We start from the raw sequence: 16,477 nt of genomic DNA on the forward strand, positions 1-16,477 counted from the left end.
ACGGGCTCGCAGCTTTACGAACATGAAACCTGACAATTCCCTTTTTAAGCGCATACAGGACAGGGTCACCGAGTGCCTGGACCTGGCCGCCCGTCACACTGGGCGGAATTTTGACCCTCCTATGGTGCGCTTCAACCAGCGCGGTCGTATTGCCGGCTCTGCCTGGCTGGAGCAGTGGGAGCTGCGCTTTAACCCCGTGCTGCTGGCCGATAACGCCGAGGCGTTTCTGACCGAAATTGTACCCCACGAAGTGGCCCATCTGGTGGCCTTTGCCCTGCACGGTAAGGTTCGCCCCCATGGCCGGGAGTGGCAGTCCATCATGACCGGGGTATTTGGCCTTGAGCCCCGTACCCGGCACCGGCTCAATACCGAAAAAGCCTCGCCGGTTTTTCCCTACGATTGCGGCTGCCGTATTCACAAGCTCAGCCTGCGCCGGCACAATAGCGTGAAACGCGGCCAGAAGCGCTACCAGTGTCTGCACTGCGGTCAGCCACTGCATGCGGTTATTTCATCCAGAAAAAGGAAACCATCATGATACAAACCGGTGACGCCCTGCCCGGGCACGAATTTACCTTTGTAACCGACAGCGGCAAAAGCACCGCCGACACACACACGCTGTTTGCCGGCAAAAAAGCCGTGATCTTTGCCGTGCCCGGTGCCTTTACCCCCACCTGCTCACAGGCGCACCTGCCGGGCTTTGTCGCGCTTGAGGACGAGTTTCAGCGCAAAGGGGTGGCACTGTTTTGCCTGTCGGTGAACGATGCCTTCGTGATGCGTGCCTGGCAGCAACAGCAGAATGCAGAAGCCATTACCATGCTGGCCGACGGTGCCGGCAGCTTTACCCAAGCTCTGGGTCTGGCAAAGGATACCGGCGAGTTCGGCGGCCTGCGCGCCCAGCGCTTTGCCCTGCTGGTAGATAACGGTGTGGTCACGCAAGTATGTGCCGAGGCCCCCGGCCAATTTGAGGTCTCGTCTGCCGAGGCCATGCTCAAACTGGTGTAATCCTGCCTGCATGTGCATTGGCATGCAGCACCATGCCGTCGCCTCCGGCCTGCTCCGGGGTGACGGCATAAGCTTTACTCACTCAGCCTGCTCCCGCTTTTACCTGCCCTGTCGCCAGTGGTAAGCTTGCGCCCACAAACAACAAAACAATATTGAGTCGTGCGCTATTTTATTCTTATCCTGAGCCTGTGCTCCTCACTGGCTTATGGCGACGCCTTGTCGTTTCGCCAGGCCAAACAGGTAGCCCCGGAAATTTATAATGATCACCCGTTCACTTTTTACTGTGGCTGTAATATTCAAAAACAAGGTAAAAAACTGATCCCCGACCTGTCCAGCTGCGGCTACCAGGTTCGCAAACAGGAGCGACGTGCCAATCGTATTGAGTGGGAACACGTGGTCCCTGCCTGGGAGTTCGGTCATCAACGCCAGTGCTGGCAACAGGGAGGGCGCAAAAACTGCACCCGTAAAGATAACATCTTCAAGCAAATGGAAGGGGATCTGCATAATCTGGTACCGGCTGTGGGTGAAGTGAACGGCGATCGTTCCAACTACCGTTTCTCCGAATGGAACGGCAAACCCGATCAATATGGCAGCTGTCAGATACTGGTGGACTTCAAGGGCCGGAAGGTACAACCCCCCCCTGGTGAAAGCCGGGGCGCCATTGCCCGCACTTATCTGTATATGCAGCAGCAATACCAGCTGAAAATCGCCTCTCAGCAACAGAGGCTGTTTGAGGCCTGGAACCGGCAATATCCGGCCAGCAACTGGGAATGCGAGCGGGACCACCGGATTAGCCGTGTTCAGGGCAACCATAACCCCTTTGTGCAGGAGCAATGCAAACACTATGCGTATACCCCGAATCCATGAGCCGAGTCCCCTGGTCAGCGGCACCGAGATCACCTTGTCTGAAGACGGTGCCAACCATGTAGGGCGAGTGCTGCGTATGCAGACCGGCCAGCATCTGGTGCTGTTTAACGGTGAAGGCGGTCAGTATGCTGCAGAGATTATTGAAGCCGGGAAAAAAACCGTTCGGGTACGCGTGGACGAGTTTGATGCCGGTGAAGTGGAATCGCCGCTGCACTTTCACCTCGGCCAGGTGATCAGCCGGGGCGAGAAAATGGAGTTCACCATTCAGAAGTCGGTGGAGCTCGGGGTCAATGTCATTACCCCGCTGTTTTCAAGCCGCTGCGGTGTCAAACTCACGGGTGAGCGGCTGGATAAAAAGCTGCAGCAGTGGCAAAAAATTGCCATCGCCGCCTGCGAGCAATGTGGCCGCAACCACATACCCGAAGTGCGCCCCGCCATGTCACTGGAGCAATGGCTGGCAGAAGAAACCGGTGAGCTCAAACTCAACCTGCATCCCCGGGCCGATTACAGCGTTAATACCCTGCCCGCCCCGGAGGCCGGCGTGCGTTTACTGATTGGCCCCGAAGGCGGCCTGTCCGACGACGAAATTGTTGCCGCCCGCGAGCAGGGCTTTATTGATATACTGCTCGGACCGCGCGTGCTGCGCACCGAAACCGCGGCACTGACCGCCATTACCGCCCTGCAATGCCGATTTGGAGATCTTGCATGACCATTAAACTGGGAATCGTGATGGACCCTATTCAGTCCATCAACATCAAAAAAGACACCAGCTTTGCCATGTTGCTGGAGGCCCAGCGCCGGGGCTATGAACTCTGGTATATGGAAATGAGCGATCTCAGTCTGCGTGATGGCGAAGCCTTTGGCCGCATGGCCCGGCTCACGGTCCGGGAAGATGCCAGCCAGTGGTTTACCCTGGAAGAGCCGGCGCTGGCGCCACTGCACAGCCTGGATGTGATCCTGATGCGTAAGGATCCGCCCTTTGACACCGAATTTATTTACGCCACCTATCTGCTGGAGCGGGCCGAAGGCGAAGGTACCCTTATCGTCAACAAGCCTCAGAGCCTGCGTGATGCCAATGAAAAGCTCTACACGGCCTGGTTTGCCGAACACACCCCCAGTACCCTGGTCACCCGCAACGCGACCGACATCCGTGCTTTTCATGCCGAGCATAAAGACATCATTCTCAAACCCCTTGACGGCATGGGCGGCGCTTCCATTTTCCGGGTAAAGGAAGACGATCCCAACCTGGGGGTGATCATCGAAACTCTCACCGAGCATGGCACCCGCTACTGTATGGTGCAGACCTATTTGCCCGCCATCAAGGACGGCGACAAGCGGGTACTGGTGGTGGACGGCGAGCCGGTGCCCTATTGCCTGGCCCGTATTCCTCAAGGAGGAGAAACCCGGGGCAACCTGGCCGCCGGTGGTCGCGGAGAAGCCCGTCCGCTAAGCGACAGTGATCGCCGTATCGCCGAAGCCCTGGGTCCGGTCTTAAAGCGCAAGGGGCTGATCTTTGTGGGGCTCGATATCATCGGCGACAAGCTCACCGAAGTGAACGTGACCAGCCCTACCTGCGTGCGTGAAATTGAGGCCGCTTTTCCGGTCAACATTACCGGCATGCTGATGGACGCCATTGAAAAACGGCTATCCTGACAGTAACACCCACTGCGCCGGTGTCCGCGCGGGCACCGGCCTGAACGCAAAACAGAGAGACCATGGATTCACTGGAACATCATTTTCTGATCGCCATGCCCAGCCTCAAGGATCCTTTCTTTGCCGGCTCCGTTACCTATATCTGTGAGCATAACGAAGAAGGTGCCATGGGGCTGGTGATTAATATTCCGGTCGACATGCAGCTGCACGAACTGCTGCACCAATTGGAACTTGAGCCCGGCGATGTCCCTGAGCTGGATCAGCCCGTACTGCAAGGCGGCCCCGTTGCCGCCGACCGGGGGTTTGTGCTGCATACCCCGGCAGACGGGTTTGGCTCAAGCCGGATGCTGTCTGACGATCTGATGGTCACCACCTCCCGCGATGTACTGGAAACACTGGGTACAGAGGCGGCACCGGAAAAATATCTGGTCACTCTGGGCTATGCCGGGTGGACCCCGGGCCAGCTGGAGCAGGAGCTGGTGGAAAACAGCTGGCTGACCGTGCCTGCCGACAGCAGCCTGATTTTCGACACGCCCATTGGTCAGCGCTGGCATCAGGCCATTGGCCGGCTCGGCATTGACTCCCGTCAGTTATCTTCTCAGGTGGGACACGCATGAACCGCACCCTGCTGGGTTTTGACTACGGTCTGAAAAGTATTGGCGTGGCGGTGGGCCAGGAGCTGACGGCAACCGCCCGGCCACTACGGGCACTGAAAGCCAACGATGGCGTACCCAACTGGGATCAGATTGAACAGCTGCTGAAGGAATGGCAACCCGCTCTGCTGGTGGTAGGGCTGCCGCTCAATATGGACGGCACCGAGCAGGAGATCAGCCGTCGTGCGCGCAAGTTTGCCAACCGGCTGCACGGCCGCTTTGGTCTGCCGGTGGAGCTGCAGGACGAACGGCTGACCACCACCGATGCCCGCGCCCGGTTATTTGACGCCGGTGGCTATAAAGCCCTGGGCAAAGACGCCGTCGATGCCGTCTCGGCCCAGCTTATTCTCGAATCCTGGATGGAAGCGAACGGCTGATAGCCGCCTTGCCGGATATGGGCTCCCGCTTGCGCGGGAGCGACAAGGGGAGCGCGGAGCTGCGTTTCCCGTCATGCCCATGAAGATGGACATGACGGCAACTTATCCCTGATACAACTGCCAGCAGTGCAGCAGCTCGGCCATATTGGCCACTTCCAGCTTGGCCATGGCCGACGCCCTGTGCACCTCCACGGTGCGCACCGCTACACACAGGCTTTCTGCAATGGCTTTATTGGTCATCCCTTGGGCAACCAGGCTGACGACTTCATGCTCCCGGACCGATAGTCTGGCAAAGCGCTGGCGTGCCCGAGCCCCGGCCCCCAGATCGGCAGCGCATTTCATGGCCCTGGCCAGCACCTCTGCCAGCCGGCGAGCATCTACCGGCTTTTCCAGAAAGTCCACCGCCCCCCGTTTCATGGCCTCAACTGCCTGGGGCACATCCCCATGACCGGTCAGCAGCACCACCGCCACCGGACATCGACGCCGGTTAAGCTCGGCCAGTACCTCCAGGCCGTCCATCCCCGGCATGGCCAGATCGAGCAGTAACACCGCTTCCGTGCTGTCATCCAGCTCTTCCAGAAAACGCGCCGGCTCACTCCAGCCCGAACTCTCATGGCCCATGGCTTTTAATAAAAAGCCATTTGCCGCCAGTACTTTGGGATCGTCATCCAGCAAATAAATTCGCATTACTGCTCCTTTGGCAAAAACAGTTCGGCCTGAGTACCCTGGTTAACATTAAGCAGGGTCAACGCTCCTCCCAGCCGCCGGGCCAGCCGGTAACTCACCATTAACCCAATGCCCATTCCATGAATACGGCTGGCAGGCAGTGTGTGGCCCAACGCTTCTATCACCACCGAAGAGACACCACCGGCATTATCCTGCACGTAAATATGCCAGCCCGCTTCCGTACGTCCGGCCTGCAGCCGCAGCCAGCCTCCCTGTCCGCGACGCTCAAACGCATCGAGACTATTACCCAGCAGGTTAGACACAATTTGCTCCACTGCTGGCAATACGCAAAACAAACTTCCTTCCTCTGTTTCCAGCTCAATGCGGACGCCGGCAGCATTGGCCCGGGGCATCACCCGCCCGGACAACTCCCGGCACAATGCCGCCGGTTCAAATGTTTCAGGTCCCGGCAACGGCTGGCTGGCCCATTGACGAAAGCGTCGGATAATATCGGCACCCCGCTCGGTTTCTTCAACAATATGCTGAAGCACCTCCTGGCTGCTGGCTTCCGTGGTCATCAGTTCACCCGCCTGAGCATAGGCCTTTATGGCCGACAGCGGCTGGTTCAGTTCATGGGCCAGGCCGGTGGCCATTTCTCCCAGTAGGGTGGCCTGACGCGCTCGGGTCAGTTCCTGTTCGCGACTCTGGATCAGACTGTGCAGCCGATCCCGTTCATCGGTACGTTTCAGCAACAACCGGGTCACCCGCACATGATGCAGACCGATCACCAGCAATACCAGCATCAGCCCCGCCAGCCACTGCCAGTATCCCAGCAGGACAGTACGCAGCACATGTAAAGGCGGTTTTTGTTCCGTATTCAGCTGCCAGCCCCGCAGAAGTTGCTCAACCTCATCAAGACGGATGGGAGCACCCCATAACGGCTTCCCCTGATGCGCTTCGGCCAACAAGGCCCGGGTAATATCACGCAACAAGGTTTCATCCTGATTATTTACCGCGGCAAAACTCCATCCCGGATAAAGCGGTGTAGAGCGTACGCAGGGCGTCCGGGCCTGCAGCATCAGGGCACTGAAGTCCGCCGGGTTAACCAGCCCCTCCTCCGCCATTTGCTCCAGCGTACAGGCCGGCACCATGGCCGCATCCAGGGCACCGTCGCGCAGTAAATACACCAGTGCATCCACCGGGTAGCCCCGGAACTGCAGATCCATGTTTGCCATCGTCACTCCGCGCCGGCGCAGCTGTTCCGCCACCAGCAAATAGCCTCCGAACGCCTGTTCATGCACCGCCCCGATCCGGAGGCCATGCAACTGCCTAAGGGTGCTGATGCCGCTGTCTGCCCGTATCAGCAGGGTGGCTGCCACACTTTCCCGGGCAGAGCCAAACCGCGGATCCAGATAAGACGCCAGCCAGTTCAGTCCCTGACTACGGTTCAGTACATAATGCGCCGGATTGGTCACCACAAAATCAAGTTGCTGATCGGCCAGCGCCCTGTCCAGCTGCTGCTGAGTCAGAAAAACACCACTAAAGACATGCGCCGGCAGTGCCCGGTTCAACCCGTCAAGCACCGGCTGCCACTCCGCCCGTCCCTGAGCCTCGCCCCGGTATGCCAGAAAGCCAATACGATACTCTTTGGCCTGCAACGGCAGGCACAGCAGACAACAGATGCCAAAGGTATACAAGTGCCGAAAAAATAGTCTCATTTGGGTAATTAAATAGTTTGGTATCAAAGATAACTTGTCCTGGATCAAGGCCACGTCGTTATTGTGGAAAACCACAATAGAGCCCGCTCCGTCCCGCCAAGACAATAGCCCTGTTCCTTATTAAAGGAGTCTGAGATGGACACCAGCAAACGACAGTTTCTTAAAAAAATGACCGGCCTGACCGCCGGTGCCAGCCTTATTCCCGTCACTCAGGTGCAGGCAGCGCCGGACACCTCCGGCAAACGCTACGGCATGGTGATCGATCTGCGAAAATGCATTGGCTGCCAGGCCTGCACCGTCAGTTGCAGTATGGAAAACCTGCCACCGGTAGGCCAGTTCCGTACCACGGTACAACAATACGAAGTACAGGTGGAAAACCACGACATCCCCACTCAGGTCATGCTGCCCCGGCTTTGCAACCATTGCGCCAACCCGCCCTGCATTCCGGTGTGTCCCACACAGGCCACCTATCAGCGTGACGATGGCATTGTGGTGGTGGATAACCAGCAATGTGTGGGCTGCGCTTACTGTGTGCAGGCCTGTCCTTACGATGCCCGTTTTATTAACCACGATACCCAGACTGCCGACAAATGCACCTTTTGTGTACACCGGCTGGAGGTAGGTCTGCTACCGGCATGTGTGGAGTCCTGCGTAGGAGGAGCACGGATCATTGGTGATCTGAACGATCCCGACAGCCAGGCCCGCCGGCTGCTGACCGACCATGCCGATGACATCAAAGTGCTCAAGCCCGAGCAGGGCACCAGCCCGCAAGTGTACTACATCGGGCTGGGCGACGAATTTCTCGAGCGCATCGATGGCCAGCCAGGGCTCTGGTCTCCGTCTCATGCCTAACTTACTCCTCAGTCAAGGAGCGCATCATGCTTGAACTGTTAACCACCCATGCCGAAGCCCCCTGGCTGCCCTGGGCCGTGCAATATTTCTTTTTTATCGGTCTGGCTGCCGGTGCAGCCTTGCTGCTGCCCCTGGCCTTGAACACAGGCAGTGTCTGGCACCCCTGGCGCGACCGGCTTGCGCTGATTCTGGGCATCAGCGCGCTGGTAGGCCCGGTGGCTTTGCTGGCAGATCTGCACCAGCCCGCCCGCTTCTGGCATTTTTACACCCAGCTGACTCCCAGTTCCTGGATGTGGCTGGGGGCACTTATCTTACCTGTGTTTGTCACCCTGGCGTTGATAATCACCCTCAGCCTGTTGCGGACACATTTGCGTTTTGAACAGCCCTGGCTGAAATGGTGGCTGAACCTGCCGTTCTGGCCACAAGGCCGTCTGCTCACCTGTCTGGTCTGGCTGTGTGCACTGTCGGCAGTAGGCATTTTGCTTTATACCGGCATGGAAATTATGGTGGTCCGTTCCCGGCCGCTATGGCATACCGGCTGGCTGCCGGTCAACTTGCTGCTCACCGCCTTGCTGGCACTGGTTGGACTACTGATGATGCTGGAATGCCTGCAGCCACGTGGCCAAAACACCGCTCTGCTGCGCCGCACACTGGTCATGGTGCTGGCAGCGCTGACCGTCACCATGCTGCTATGGGCGGTCACCGGGCACTGGCAGGACAGCGGATCCTGGCAGGAAGCCCAGCGCCTGTTTGTACACTTTCCGTTCTGGCGTCACCTGATGTTTCTCTCTGTTGCCGGCGGCATGGTGCTCTGGCTGCTGGCGGTATGGCGTATGAACAGCTCGCTTTCTTCCTTTGATCTGCTGCCTGCGGGCCTGGCCATATTATGCGCCTGGGGCTTTCGCTGGGTGGTGCTGATGAACGTACAGACCGTCCCCAAATACGGAGCCGGCCTGTATCACCTCGATTCTCAGATGCTTTCTTCCGCCGGCTATATTGTTGCCGGCACCCTGGGCCTGTGGCTGGCGCTGGCCGGCGCAGTATGGGCCCTGCTGGATAATTCAGGAGTCCGCCATGGATAAAAAACGACGCGCCCTGTTACAGGCGGGCATGATTGCCGGTGGCACCGGTGCTTTTGCCCTGGGCTACGCCACCCCGGTAAGCAAGGCGGTAAATGGCATATTGAACGGCACCAGTGGCGTCCCCGCCAATGATCGTATAGCCGGTAACGCCCTGGCTCCGGAGTTTATGGTTGATGCTGCCGGCACACTGGTGATGGCAGAAAACCAGGTAGTCAGCCCGGTACAGTGTTTTGGTTGCTGGACCCAGTGCGGTCTGCGCGCCCGGGTGGACCTTGCCCAAAACAAGGTGCTGCGCATTGCCGGTAACCCTTACCATCCCTTATCCAATCTCAAGCCACCTGCCCAGGAAACACCGGTGCGGGAAGTGTATAGCGGTCTGGCCGGCGAGGCTGGGCTGGAGCAGCGCTCTACCGCCTGCGCCAGGGGGGCTGCGCTGGCTGAGCAATTGCAAAGCCCCTACCGGGTGACTCAGATACTGAAACGCGCCGGTAAACGGGGCGAAGGCAAATGGCAGACCATTTCGTTTGAGCAACTGTTGCAGGAGGTCACCGAAGGAGGCGACCTCTTTGGAGAAGGCCATGTCGACGGCCTGAATGCCATTCGCGATCTCGGTACCCCCGTGGATGCCGGCAATCCGGAGTTCGGCCCCAAAGCCAACCAGTTGCTGGTTACCAATGCCGGTGATGAAGGCCGGGACAGTTTTCTCAAGCGCTTCGCCTTTAACAGCTTTGGTACCCGCAACTTCGGCCACCATGGAGGCTATTGCGGATTTGGTTTTCGTGCCGGGGCCGGGGCCGTATTTAACGATCTGAAAAAATTCGCCCACGGCAAACCCGACTGGGAGCACACCGACTTTGTACTGTGTATCGGCACCTCACCGGCCCAGGCAGGTAACCCCTTCAAACGTCAGGGCCGACAGCTGGCCTCCGCCCGCAGCGACGGTGGTCTGGACTATGTAGTGGTGGCCCCCACTCTGCCCAACAGCATCAGCCGGCTGAACGATGGCCGGGGCCGTTGGGTACCAATCAAACCTGCCACCGATGATGCGCTGGCGCTGGCGCTGATACGCTGGCTGATGGAAAACGACGGCATTAATGCGGACTATCTGGCACAGCCCGGCCCCGAGGCTCAGGCAAAAGCCGGTCAGCCGAGCTACAGCAATGCCACCCACCTGGTACTGCAGGCCCCTCATCCGCAAGCCGGCCGTTTTTTGACTGCTGCCGACCTGAGCCTGGGCGATAGCGATACCCTGCTGGTGGTGGATGCCCAAAGCGGCGAGCTGACTGAGCATAGCAACGGCCGTGCCGCCGCGCTCTGGGTAAACAAGGAGGTACAACTCAACGGTAATCCGGTGCGGGTGAAATCGGCGCTGCAGTGCTTGCGGGAATCTGCCTTGGCGCATTCTCTCGATGACTACAGTGCGCGCTGCGGTGTACCTGTCAATATTATTGAAGGACTGGGCCGGGAGTTGAAACGCCATGGTCCCAAAGCCGTGATTGATGCCCATGGCGGCATGATGAGCGGCAACGCCTTTTATACTGCCATGGCGGTCATGACGCTGAATACGTTGCTGGGTAACGTTAATGCCAGAGGCGGCCTGGCGCTGGGGGCCGGTGGCGTGGCCGCGGTGGAAAACGGCCCCCGATATCAATTGGCCGAGTTCGACGGCATGGTCGCCCCCAAAGGCCTGTTTTTGTCCCGCAACCGCTTTGCCTATGAAAACAGCAGCGAATATCAGCGCAAGGTGGCTGCCGGTGACGCCCCTTATCCGTCCAAAGCGCCCTGGTTTTCGTTCTCCTCGCCCCTGCTCACCGAGCATCTGGCGGCGGCCTTTGCCGGCTACCCCTACAGGCTCAAGGCCTGGATCAGCCACATGACCAACCCGTTGTACGGCATCAGCGGTGCCCAGGCCTTTCTGGGTGAAAAACTGAAGGATCCGAAAAATCTGCCGCTGTTTATTGCCGTGGATGGCTTTATCAACGAAACCACGGCGCTGGCGGATTACATTGTGCCCGACACACTCACCTATGAAAGCTATGGCTTTACCAAGCCCTGGAGCGGTGTGCCCCAGGCCACTACCACGGCACGCTGGCCGGTGGTTACCCCGGCCACCCCAAAACTGGCCAATGGCGATTATCTGGGGCTGGAAGCCTTTATCATCAACCTCGGAAAAACCATGGGGCTGCCAGGCTATGGTGATAATGCCATTCGTGATCACCAGGGCGAACTGCACGGTCTGCATACCGGAGCCGACTTTTACCTGCGCGCCGCCGCCAACCTGGCTTTTGCAGGCACTCCTGTGCCCGATGCCAGCGCAGATGATCTGGTGCTGACCAACGCCGCCCGGTTAATGCCACTTATCGATAACACTCTGGCTCCGGACGAACGACGCAAGGCCGGCTTTGTATTCAGCCGGGGCGGCCGCTTTGCTCCCTTTGAATCGGGCTGGCAGGGCGAGCTGATGAACAAACGCACCAAAGAAAGCCTGTGCATCTGGAACCCTACCATCGGCACCAGTATTCATTCCATGACCGGTGAACGGCTGTCGGGATGTGCCGCCCTCTATGAGCCACGCTTTGCCGACGGCAGCCCCATGCGGACGCACTATTCCGAAGCCGAATGGCCGCTGCTGGTCACCTCCTACAAATCACACCTGATGAGTTCCTCCAGTATCGGAGCCGAACGGCTGCGTATGATCCATCCGGAAAATCCCGTCAGTATTCACCGCAAGGATGCCGAACGGGCTGGCATTCAGCACGGCCAGGCGGTGCGGATTACCACGCCGGGTGGCAGTGTGGAAGGCATTGCCCTGGTGCGCGACGGCATTGTGGAAGGTGCCGTGGCCATTGAACATGGCTATGGCCACACCGAGCTGGGAGCCCGAGAGCATGTGATCAACGGCGAACCCACTCCCACCAACCCTCGGCTGGGTGCCGGAGTAAACCAGAACGAGCTGGGGCTGATGGACCCTACCCGCAAGGAAGTGGCCAACGTTTGGCTCGACTGGACCAGTGGCGCGGCGGTACGGCAGGGACTGCCGGCAAAAATCGAAGCACTATAAGCTCTGGAGGATATGCACAACGAAGCACCAGTGCGCCTTGACCGACGGTAGCGCACTGCTCTGCAAAGGATAATATTGGTGACTAAAATACAGGCCGGAATGACAAGTACAAGGCGCTGTTTTAACGCCATTTAAACGGGGCAACAGTGCTACATGATGCAGGGGTTGCCCCAATAAACTCAATAAATGGGGGCCTGCAGAAGACCCCCTATTCCCCCCATTATCTAATCCCCAACCCCTTATCGAGAAGGAACCGGCAGCCAGAGAGGTGTATGGCCGGTTTGTTCGGTAAATGTAAGCAGATCGGTACGGCTCAGCAAAACAGTAGCGGTATTGCGCAGCGGGTGACAGTGAAAGTCATCTCCATTTTGCAACTCTTCATCCAGCCACAGTTCCACCTGCTGCTGCCGGTCGTTGATCAGCGCCAGCACCGATACATGGCCCGGGGCCACCCCCAGATAGCGATCAAGCCGCTCGGCAGAGGCAAAGCCCAGCCGCGACCAGCCCTGCTGGCGCGACAGTGCCTTAAGATCCACCTGCTTGTCCGGCGGCGTCAGCAACAGTGCATGCCGGCGACCATAGTTGTCCCGCAGAAACAGGTTTTTAAGCCGGGTACCGGGCCGGTTGACCAGCAGGCGGTCGGCATCATCACAGGTGTGCAACGGCGGGTGCTCAATCAACGGCGGGGTAATATGCCAGCCTGCCAGCCGCTCCATGATATCCATCAGCTTAACGCGCCGGATTAGCCGCCAGCACATCGGCGCGGATCACCGACTGCTCGGCAATCAGCTCGGTCACCACCGCACGACTGGCCTTGTAATGCGGCGTTTCCTTATGCGCGGCCAGAGCCGCTTCATCCTGATAAATTTCATAGAGCCAAAACAGTTCGGGATCGGCACGGTCCTGCAGCACGTCAAAGGTGTGGCAACCGGGCTCGTCTCGCACGGAAGCGGCGGCATTAGGCAGCATGGCATCCAGAAAAGCCTGACTGGTGCCCGGCTTGAGCTTGGTTTTGACAATAATTGAATACATTGTAAACTCCAATTGTTTAACTAATTTCAACAAATAGTACACAAATACAAGTGTCAGTGCCAAGGAGCCCAGCAATGGAAAGACCCGGTCGTTTTAACGGCATGCGCCATATCGCCTTTACCATGCCTAATCTGGAGGAATGCGTCCAGTTCTACACCGAGATCATGGGCATGGAAATTCTTAACCACGCCAGCGACAATCTGGTGTACCTCACCTGCGGCAACGATAATCTGTCTCTGGGCCGTTCCGACTTGCCCGCCAGCGGCGTGCAGAGCATGGATCACTTCGGTTTTATCGTGGACACCAAAGAACAGCTGGATGCCTGGTTCAATTACTTCAAGGCCAAGGGCGTGACCATGCTGGATCAACCCCACGATCACCGTGACGGTGCCCGCAGCTTCCACATTACCGATCCTGCCGGCAATGTGATCCAGCCTATTTATCATCCGGCCATTTCCGGCCAACGCTTTAGCTAAGTCCCGAAAAAATAAATTAAATCATAAAATTCCAAAGCCGTGGTTTTCCCTGCCACGGCTTTTGGTTATGTTAAGGGCATTGTGCTGCTGCACGTCATCATTCAAGCAGGCCATATAATGCCCTCATCTACCGACGAACTGAGAAGTCGCCCGCTGGCGGCCCTGATCACGCCACACCAACTCGCCGAGCGTTACCCGCTTACCCCCGCCATGATCGAGACGGTCACCACCGCCCGCGCCGAGATTGAAGCCATCCTGACTGGTCACAGCCATAAGCTGCTGGTCATCATCGGCCCCTGCTCCGTTCACGATCCTGAGGCTGCCCTGGCTTATGCCAAATGGCTGGCTCCGCTTAGAGCACGCTATGCCGACAGGCTGTGTATCGTGATGCGCACTTACTTTGAAAAGCCCCGCACCATTGTCGGCTGGAAAGGTCTGATCAACGACCCTCAGCTCGACGGCAGTTTTGACGTGAACACCGGCCTGGCCCTGGCCCGCAAGCTGCTGTGCGATATCAATGCGCTGGGATTGCCCACTGCCACCGAATTTCTCGACATGGTCACCGGCCAGTATATTGCCGATCTCATCAGCTGGGGTGCCATTGGCGCACGCACCACTGAATCTCAGATCCACCGGGAGATGGCGTCAGCCCTGTCATGCCCGGTCGGCTTTAAAAACGGGACCGACGGCAATATTCAGATTGCCCTGGATGCCGTGCGTGCTGCCGCTCACGGCCATATCTTCGGCTCTCCCGACAAACATGGCCAGATGAGCATTTACCAGACCGATGGCAACCCCTACGGCCATATCATTTTACGTGGCGGTAAAGGGCCCAATTACGATGAGCACAGCATTGCTCAGGCCGCCGATGGCCTCAAAAGTGCAGACCTGCCAGCCAGACTGGTCGTTGACCTGAGTCACGGCAACAGCCAGAAACAATATCAGCGCCAGCTGGAGGTCGCGGACGATATTGCCCGTCAGCTGGAGAATGGCAGCCGCTATATCGCTGGCGTGATGATAGAAAGCTTTATCGAGCCGGGACGTCAGAACGTTGAGGTGGGCAAGCCCCTGGTCTTTGGCCAAAGCATCACTGATGGCTGTCTGGGCTGGGACGACAGCGAACGGCTGCTGGAACGGTTATATCAGGCAACCCCGTCAGGAAGCTGAAAGCCGGAAAATGACAGGCCCCGCGTCAGGCGGGGCATAATCCGGCGTCTGTATCACCGACCTCACCCCCTGCAAGCATAACGCCGGAGCCCCGTTCAGCACGACTTCCGGCTCTATTCCGGTAACAGCAACCGCTGTCCATCCTGCTCCAGCAGCTTCACCTTCACCTCAAATACCTCAGCAACAAGCTCGGGTGTGAGCACCTCGGGGCCGCCGTAGGCTACCAGCCGCCCCTGATGCAGGCACCAGATGTCATCACCGAACTGAGCGGCCAGGTTGATATCGTGAATGGAGGCAACCACCGTCAGGCCCAGCCCGGCATAGTGGCGCAATAACCGCAAGGTGGTCAGCTGATGTTGCCAGTCGAGCCCGGCCAGCGGCTCATCCAGCAGCAACACACGACCGCTGGGGTTAAGCCGGGGAGAGACCTGAAGCAGTGTTTTGGCAATCAATAACCGTTGCTGTTCACCGCCGGACAGCGCCGACAACGGCCGGGCATAAAGGGAATCCAGTTTCAGAAAACCGCTTAGCCATGCCATTTGCTCACAGGCAGCCTCACTGACCTCCCCCTGTATTCCCAACGCCAGCAGCTCATACCCTTTCAGCCCTGCCGGCAAAACGGAATGCTGTACCAGCATGGCGCGATAGCGGGCCAGCTCGGTCAGATCCAACAAATCCATCCGCTCACCGTCAAGCTGCACATGGCCTTCGGCAGCCAGCAGTCCGGCCGTCGCCAGCAGCAGACTCGACTTGCCGCTGCCGTTGGGACCGGCCAGCAAAGTCAGACGCCCGGCAGCCAGGCAACCGCTTACCGGCCCGACCCGATCACTGACATTAAGCGCATCAAGCGTCAGCATGGCGTTTCACCAATAACCAGACAAATACCGGTGCTCCCAGCGTCGCCGTCACCGCCCCAATCGGCAGCTCACCACTTACCAGCGTTTGCCGGGCCAGTACATCAGCCAGCACCAGCAGGGCGGCACCGGCCAGCGCCGAGGCCGGTAACAGAAAGCGCTGGCGGCCACCGGCCAGCAGCCGCAGCAAATGCGGCACGAGCAGCCCAACAAAACCAATGACGCCGGACATGGCCACACTGAACGCGGTAAGCAGGCACACCGCCAGCACCAGACGGGGCCGCAATTGGTGAGCATTCAGCCCCTGCAACCGGGCCTGTTGCTCCCCCAGTGCCAGCAGATCCAGCCGGCGCCCCTGGCGCACCAGCCACAACAACGCAAAAATCGCCGGCAGCCACCAGCCCCAGGGCAGGCGCTGACCATAGCCCAGGCTGCCCATCATCCAGAACAGAAACGTGCGCAGCGAGGCATCGTCGGCCAGATACAACAACCAGGTAAGAATGGCATTGGCAAAAATGCCCACCGCCACTCCAAACAGTAGCAGCGCTCCCTGCCCGAGCCGACGCCGGGACAACAGCATCAGCAGCAAAGTCACCACCAGCGCGCCGGCAAAGGCGGACAGCGACACCCCCCAGTGGGGCAAATGCCAGCCCAGCCATGCTGCCAGTGACAAGGTTAATACTGCCGCCAGGCTGGCACCGCTGGAAATACCTATCAGCCCGGGCTCTGCCAGCGGGTTGTGCAGCAGCACCTGCAACACGGCCCCACACAGCGCAAGACTGGCCCCTACCAGCACTGCCAACAGAGTACGCGGCAGACGTAACTGCCAGAACACCTGCTGCTCCAGCGCCGACACCGGCCGCCACAGCACATCCAGCCCCACGCCTACGGCACCGGACTGCAGGCTGAGTACGACGGCAGCCATCAGCACCACCGCAAGGCTTAGCAACCAGCGGCGATAACGCCGTTGCTGAGCACCAAACAGGCCGTGCAGTCCATTCCTGTGGGCACTCATAT

The 16,477-nt window shown here is 58.8% G+C and carries 18 protein-coding genes; 12 read left to right on the forward strand and 6 right to left on the reverse strand.

The features are described from left to right. The first annotated feature begins 22 nt into the window (after positions 1–22). The 7 genes from B6S09_RS06835 to ruvX all read left to right on the forward strand — a co-directional run bounded on the left by B6S09_RS06835 (position 23) and on the right by ruvX (position 4,552). Positions 23–535 (forward strand): SprT family zinc-dependent metalloprotease, encoded by a 513-nt coding sequence (locus tag B6S09_RS06835; RefSeq protein ID WP_094277765.1) that lies wholly within the window; start codon positions 23–25, stop codon positions 533–535. After that, entirely contained in the window at positions 532–1,002 is a 471-nt protein-coding gene (locus tag B6S09_RS06840) for a peroxiredoxin (protein ID WP_094277766.1), read from the forward strand. The genes B6S09_RS06835 and B6S09_RS06840 overlap by 4 nt, the downstream gene beginning before the upstream one ends. Positions 1,003–1,161: 159 nt before the next feature. Then, positions 1,162–1,869, forward strand: coding sequence for an endonuclease (locus B6S09_RS06845; RefSeq protein WP_094277767.1), 708 nt, complete (start codon positions 1,162–1,164; stop codon positions 1,867–1,869). Continuing rightward, positions 1,847–2,578: a 16S rRNA (uracil(1498)-N(3))-methyltransferase gene (gene rsmE / locus B6S09_RS06850; RefSeq protein WP_094277768.1), complete on the forward strand. Its 732-nt coding sequence runs from the start codon at positions 1,847–1,849 to the stop codon at positions 2,576–2,578. Before B6S09_RS06845 ends, rsmE begins: the two co-directional genes overlap by 23 nt. Next, positions 2,575–3,522, forward strand: a complete 948-nt coding sequence (gshB, locus tag B6S09_RS06855) for a glutathione synthase (protein ID WP_094277769.1) — start codon at positions 2,575–2,577, stop codon at positions 3,520–3,522. The genes rsmE and gshB overlap by 4 nt, the downstream gene beginning before the upstream one ends. A 62-nt stretch (positions 3,523–3,584) precedes the next feature. After that, positions 3,585–4,139, forward strand: a complete 555-nt coding sequence (locus B6S09_RS06860; protein ID WP_094277770.1) for a YqgE/AlgH family protein — start codon at positions 3,585–3,587, stop codon at positions 4,137–4,139. After that, on the forward strand, positions 4,136–4,552 hold the full coding sequence (gene ruvX / locus B6S09_RS06865; RefSeq protein ID WP_094277771.1) for a Holliday junction resolvase RuvX: 417 nt from the start codon (positions 4,136–4,138) through the stop codon (positions 4,550–4,552). The genes B6S09_RS06860 and ruvX overlap by 4 nt, the downstream gene beginning before the upstream one ends. A gap of 102 nt (positions 4,553–4,654) precedes the next feature. On the opposite strand, the gene B6S09_RS06870 is transcribed toward ruvX, so the two are convergent. Together B6S09_RS06870 and B6S09_RS06875 are read right to left on the reverse strand one after the other, a co-directional pair. Then, complete coding sequence (locus tag B6S09_RS06870; protein ID WP_094277772.1) at positions 4,655–5,239, reverse strand: response regulator transcription factor; 585 nt, start codon at positions 5,237–5,239, stop codon at positions 4,655–4,657. Next, positions 5,239–6,936, reverse strand: a complete 1,698-nt coding sequence (locus B6S09_RS06875; RefSeq protein WP_094277941.1) for a PhnD/SsuA/transferrin family substrate-binding protein — start codon at positions 6,934–6,936, stop codon at positions 5,239–5,241. Before B6S09_RS06875 ends, B6S09_RS06870 begins: the two co-directional genes overlap by 1 nt. A gap of 135 nt (positions 6,937–7,071) precedes the next feature. On the opposite strand from B6S09_RS06875, the gene dsrO reads away from it, so the two are divergent. The 3 genes from dsrO to B6S09_RS06890 are packed head-to-tail and all read left to right on the forward strand — an operon-like array spanning position 7,072 to position 11,931. Further along, positions 7,072–7,788 (forward strand): sulfate reduction electron transfer complex DsrMKJOP subunit DsrO, encoded by a 717-nt coding sequence (gene dsrO / locus B6S09_RS06880; RefSeq protein ID WP_094277773.1) that lies wholly within the window; start codon positions 7,072–7,074, stop codon positions 7,786–7,788. 26 nt (positions 7,789–7,814) lie between these two features. After that, positions 7,815–8,870: an NrfD/PsrC family molybdoenzyme membrane anchor subunit gene (gene nrfD, locus B6S09_RS06885; RefSeq protein WP_094277774.1), complete on the forward strand. Its 1,056-nt coding sequence runs from the start codon at positions 7,815–7,817 to the stop codon at positions 8,868–8,870. Then, complete coding sequence (locus B6S09_RS06890; protein ID WP_094277775.1) at positions 8,863–11,931, forward strand: molybdopterin dinucleotide binding domain-containing protein; 3,069 nt, start codon at positions 8,863–8,865, stop codon at positions 11,929–11,931. The genes nrfD and B6S09_RS06890 overlap by 8 nt, the downstream gene beginning before the upstream one ends. A 239-nt stretch (positions 11,932–12,170) precedes the next feature. Here B6S09_RS06890 and B6S09_RS06895 read toward each other — a convergent pair whose 3' ends face one another. Together B6S09_RS06895 and B6S09_RS06900 are read right to left on the reverse strand one after the other, a co-directional pair. Then, on the reverse strand, positions 12,171–12,656 hold the full coding sequence (locus B6S09_RS06895) for a prolyl-tRNA synthetase associated domain-containing protein (RefSeq protein WP_094277776.1): 486 nt from the start codon (positions 12,654–12,656) through the stop codon (positions 12,171–12,173). A gap of 4 nt (positions 12,657–12,660) precedes the next feature. Beyond that, on the reverse strand, positions 12,661–12,963 hold the full coding sequence (locus tag B6S09_RS06900; RefSeq protein ID WP_094277777.1) for a putative quinol monooxygenase: 303 nt from the start codon (positions 12,961–12,963) through the stop codon (positions 12,661–12,663). A gap of 74 nt (positions 12,964–13,037) precedes the next feature. Here B6S09_RS06900 and B6S09_RS06905 point away from each other — a divergent pair, with 74 nt between their 5' ends. Together B6S09_RS06905 and B6S09_RS06910 are read left to right on the forward strand one after the other, a co-directional pair. Further along, the gene (locus B6S09_RS06905; protein WP_094277778.1) at positions 13,038–13,439 is read left to right on the forward strand and encodes a VOC family protein; all 402 of its coding nucleotides are present in this window, start codon (positions 13,038–13,040) and stop codon (positions 13,437–13,439) included. A 117-nt stretch (positions 13,440–13,556) separates the two neighbouring features. Then, positions 13,557–14,606 (forward strand): 3-deoxy-7-phosphoheptulonate synthase, encoded by a 1,050-nt coding sequence (locus B6S09_RS06910; RefSeq protein ID WP_094277779.1) that lies wholly within the window; start codon positions 13,557–13,559, stop codon positions 14,604–14,606. A 113-nt stretch (positions 14,607–14,719) separates the two neighbouring features. On the opposite strand, the gene B6S09_RS06915 is transcribed toward B6S09_RS06910, so the two are convergent. After that, positions 14,720–15,463 carry an ATP-binding cassette domain-containing protein gene (locus tag B6S09_RS06915; protein WP_094277780.1) on the reverse strand — a complete coding sequence of 248 codons (744 nt, stop codon included), beginning with the start codon at positions 15,461–15,463 and terminating at the stop codon, positions 14,720–14,722. Further along, entirely contained in the window at positions 15,450–16,475 is a 1,026-nt protein-coding gene (gene btuC / locus B6S09_RS06920) for a vitamin B12 ABC transporter permease BtuC (protein WP_094277942.1), read from the reverse strand. Before btuC ends, B6S09_RS06915 begins: the two co-directional genes overlap by 14 nt. Positions 16,476–16,477 lie beyond the last annotated feature (2 nt).

Source organism: Oceanimonas baumannii, assembly GCF_002245495.1.
Lineage (GTDB): Bacteria > Pseudomonadota > Gammaproteobacteria > Enterobacterales > Aeromonadaceae > Oceanimonas > Oceanimonas baumannii.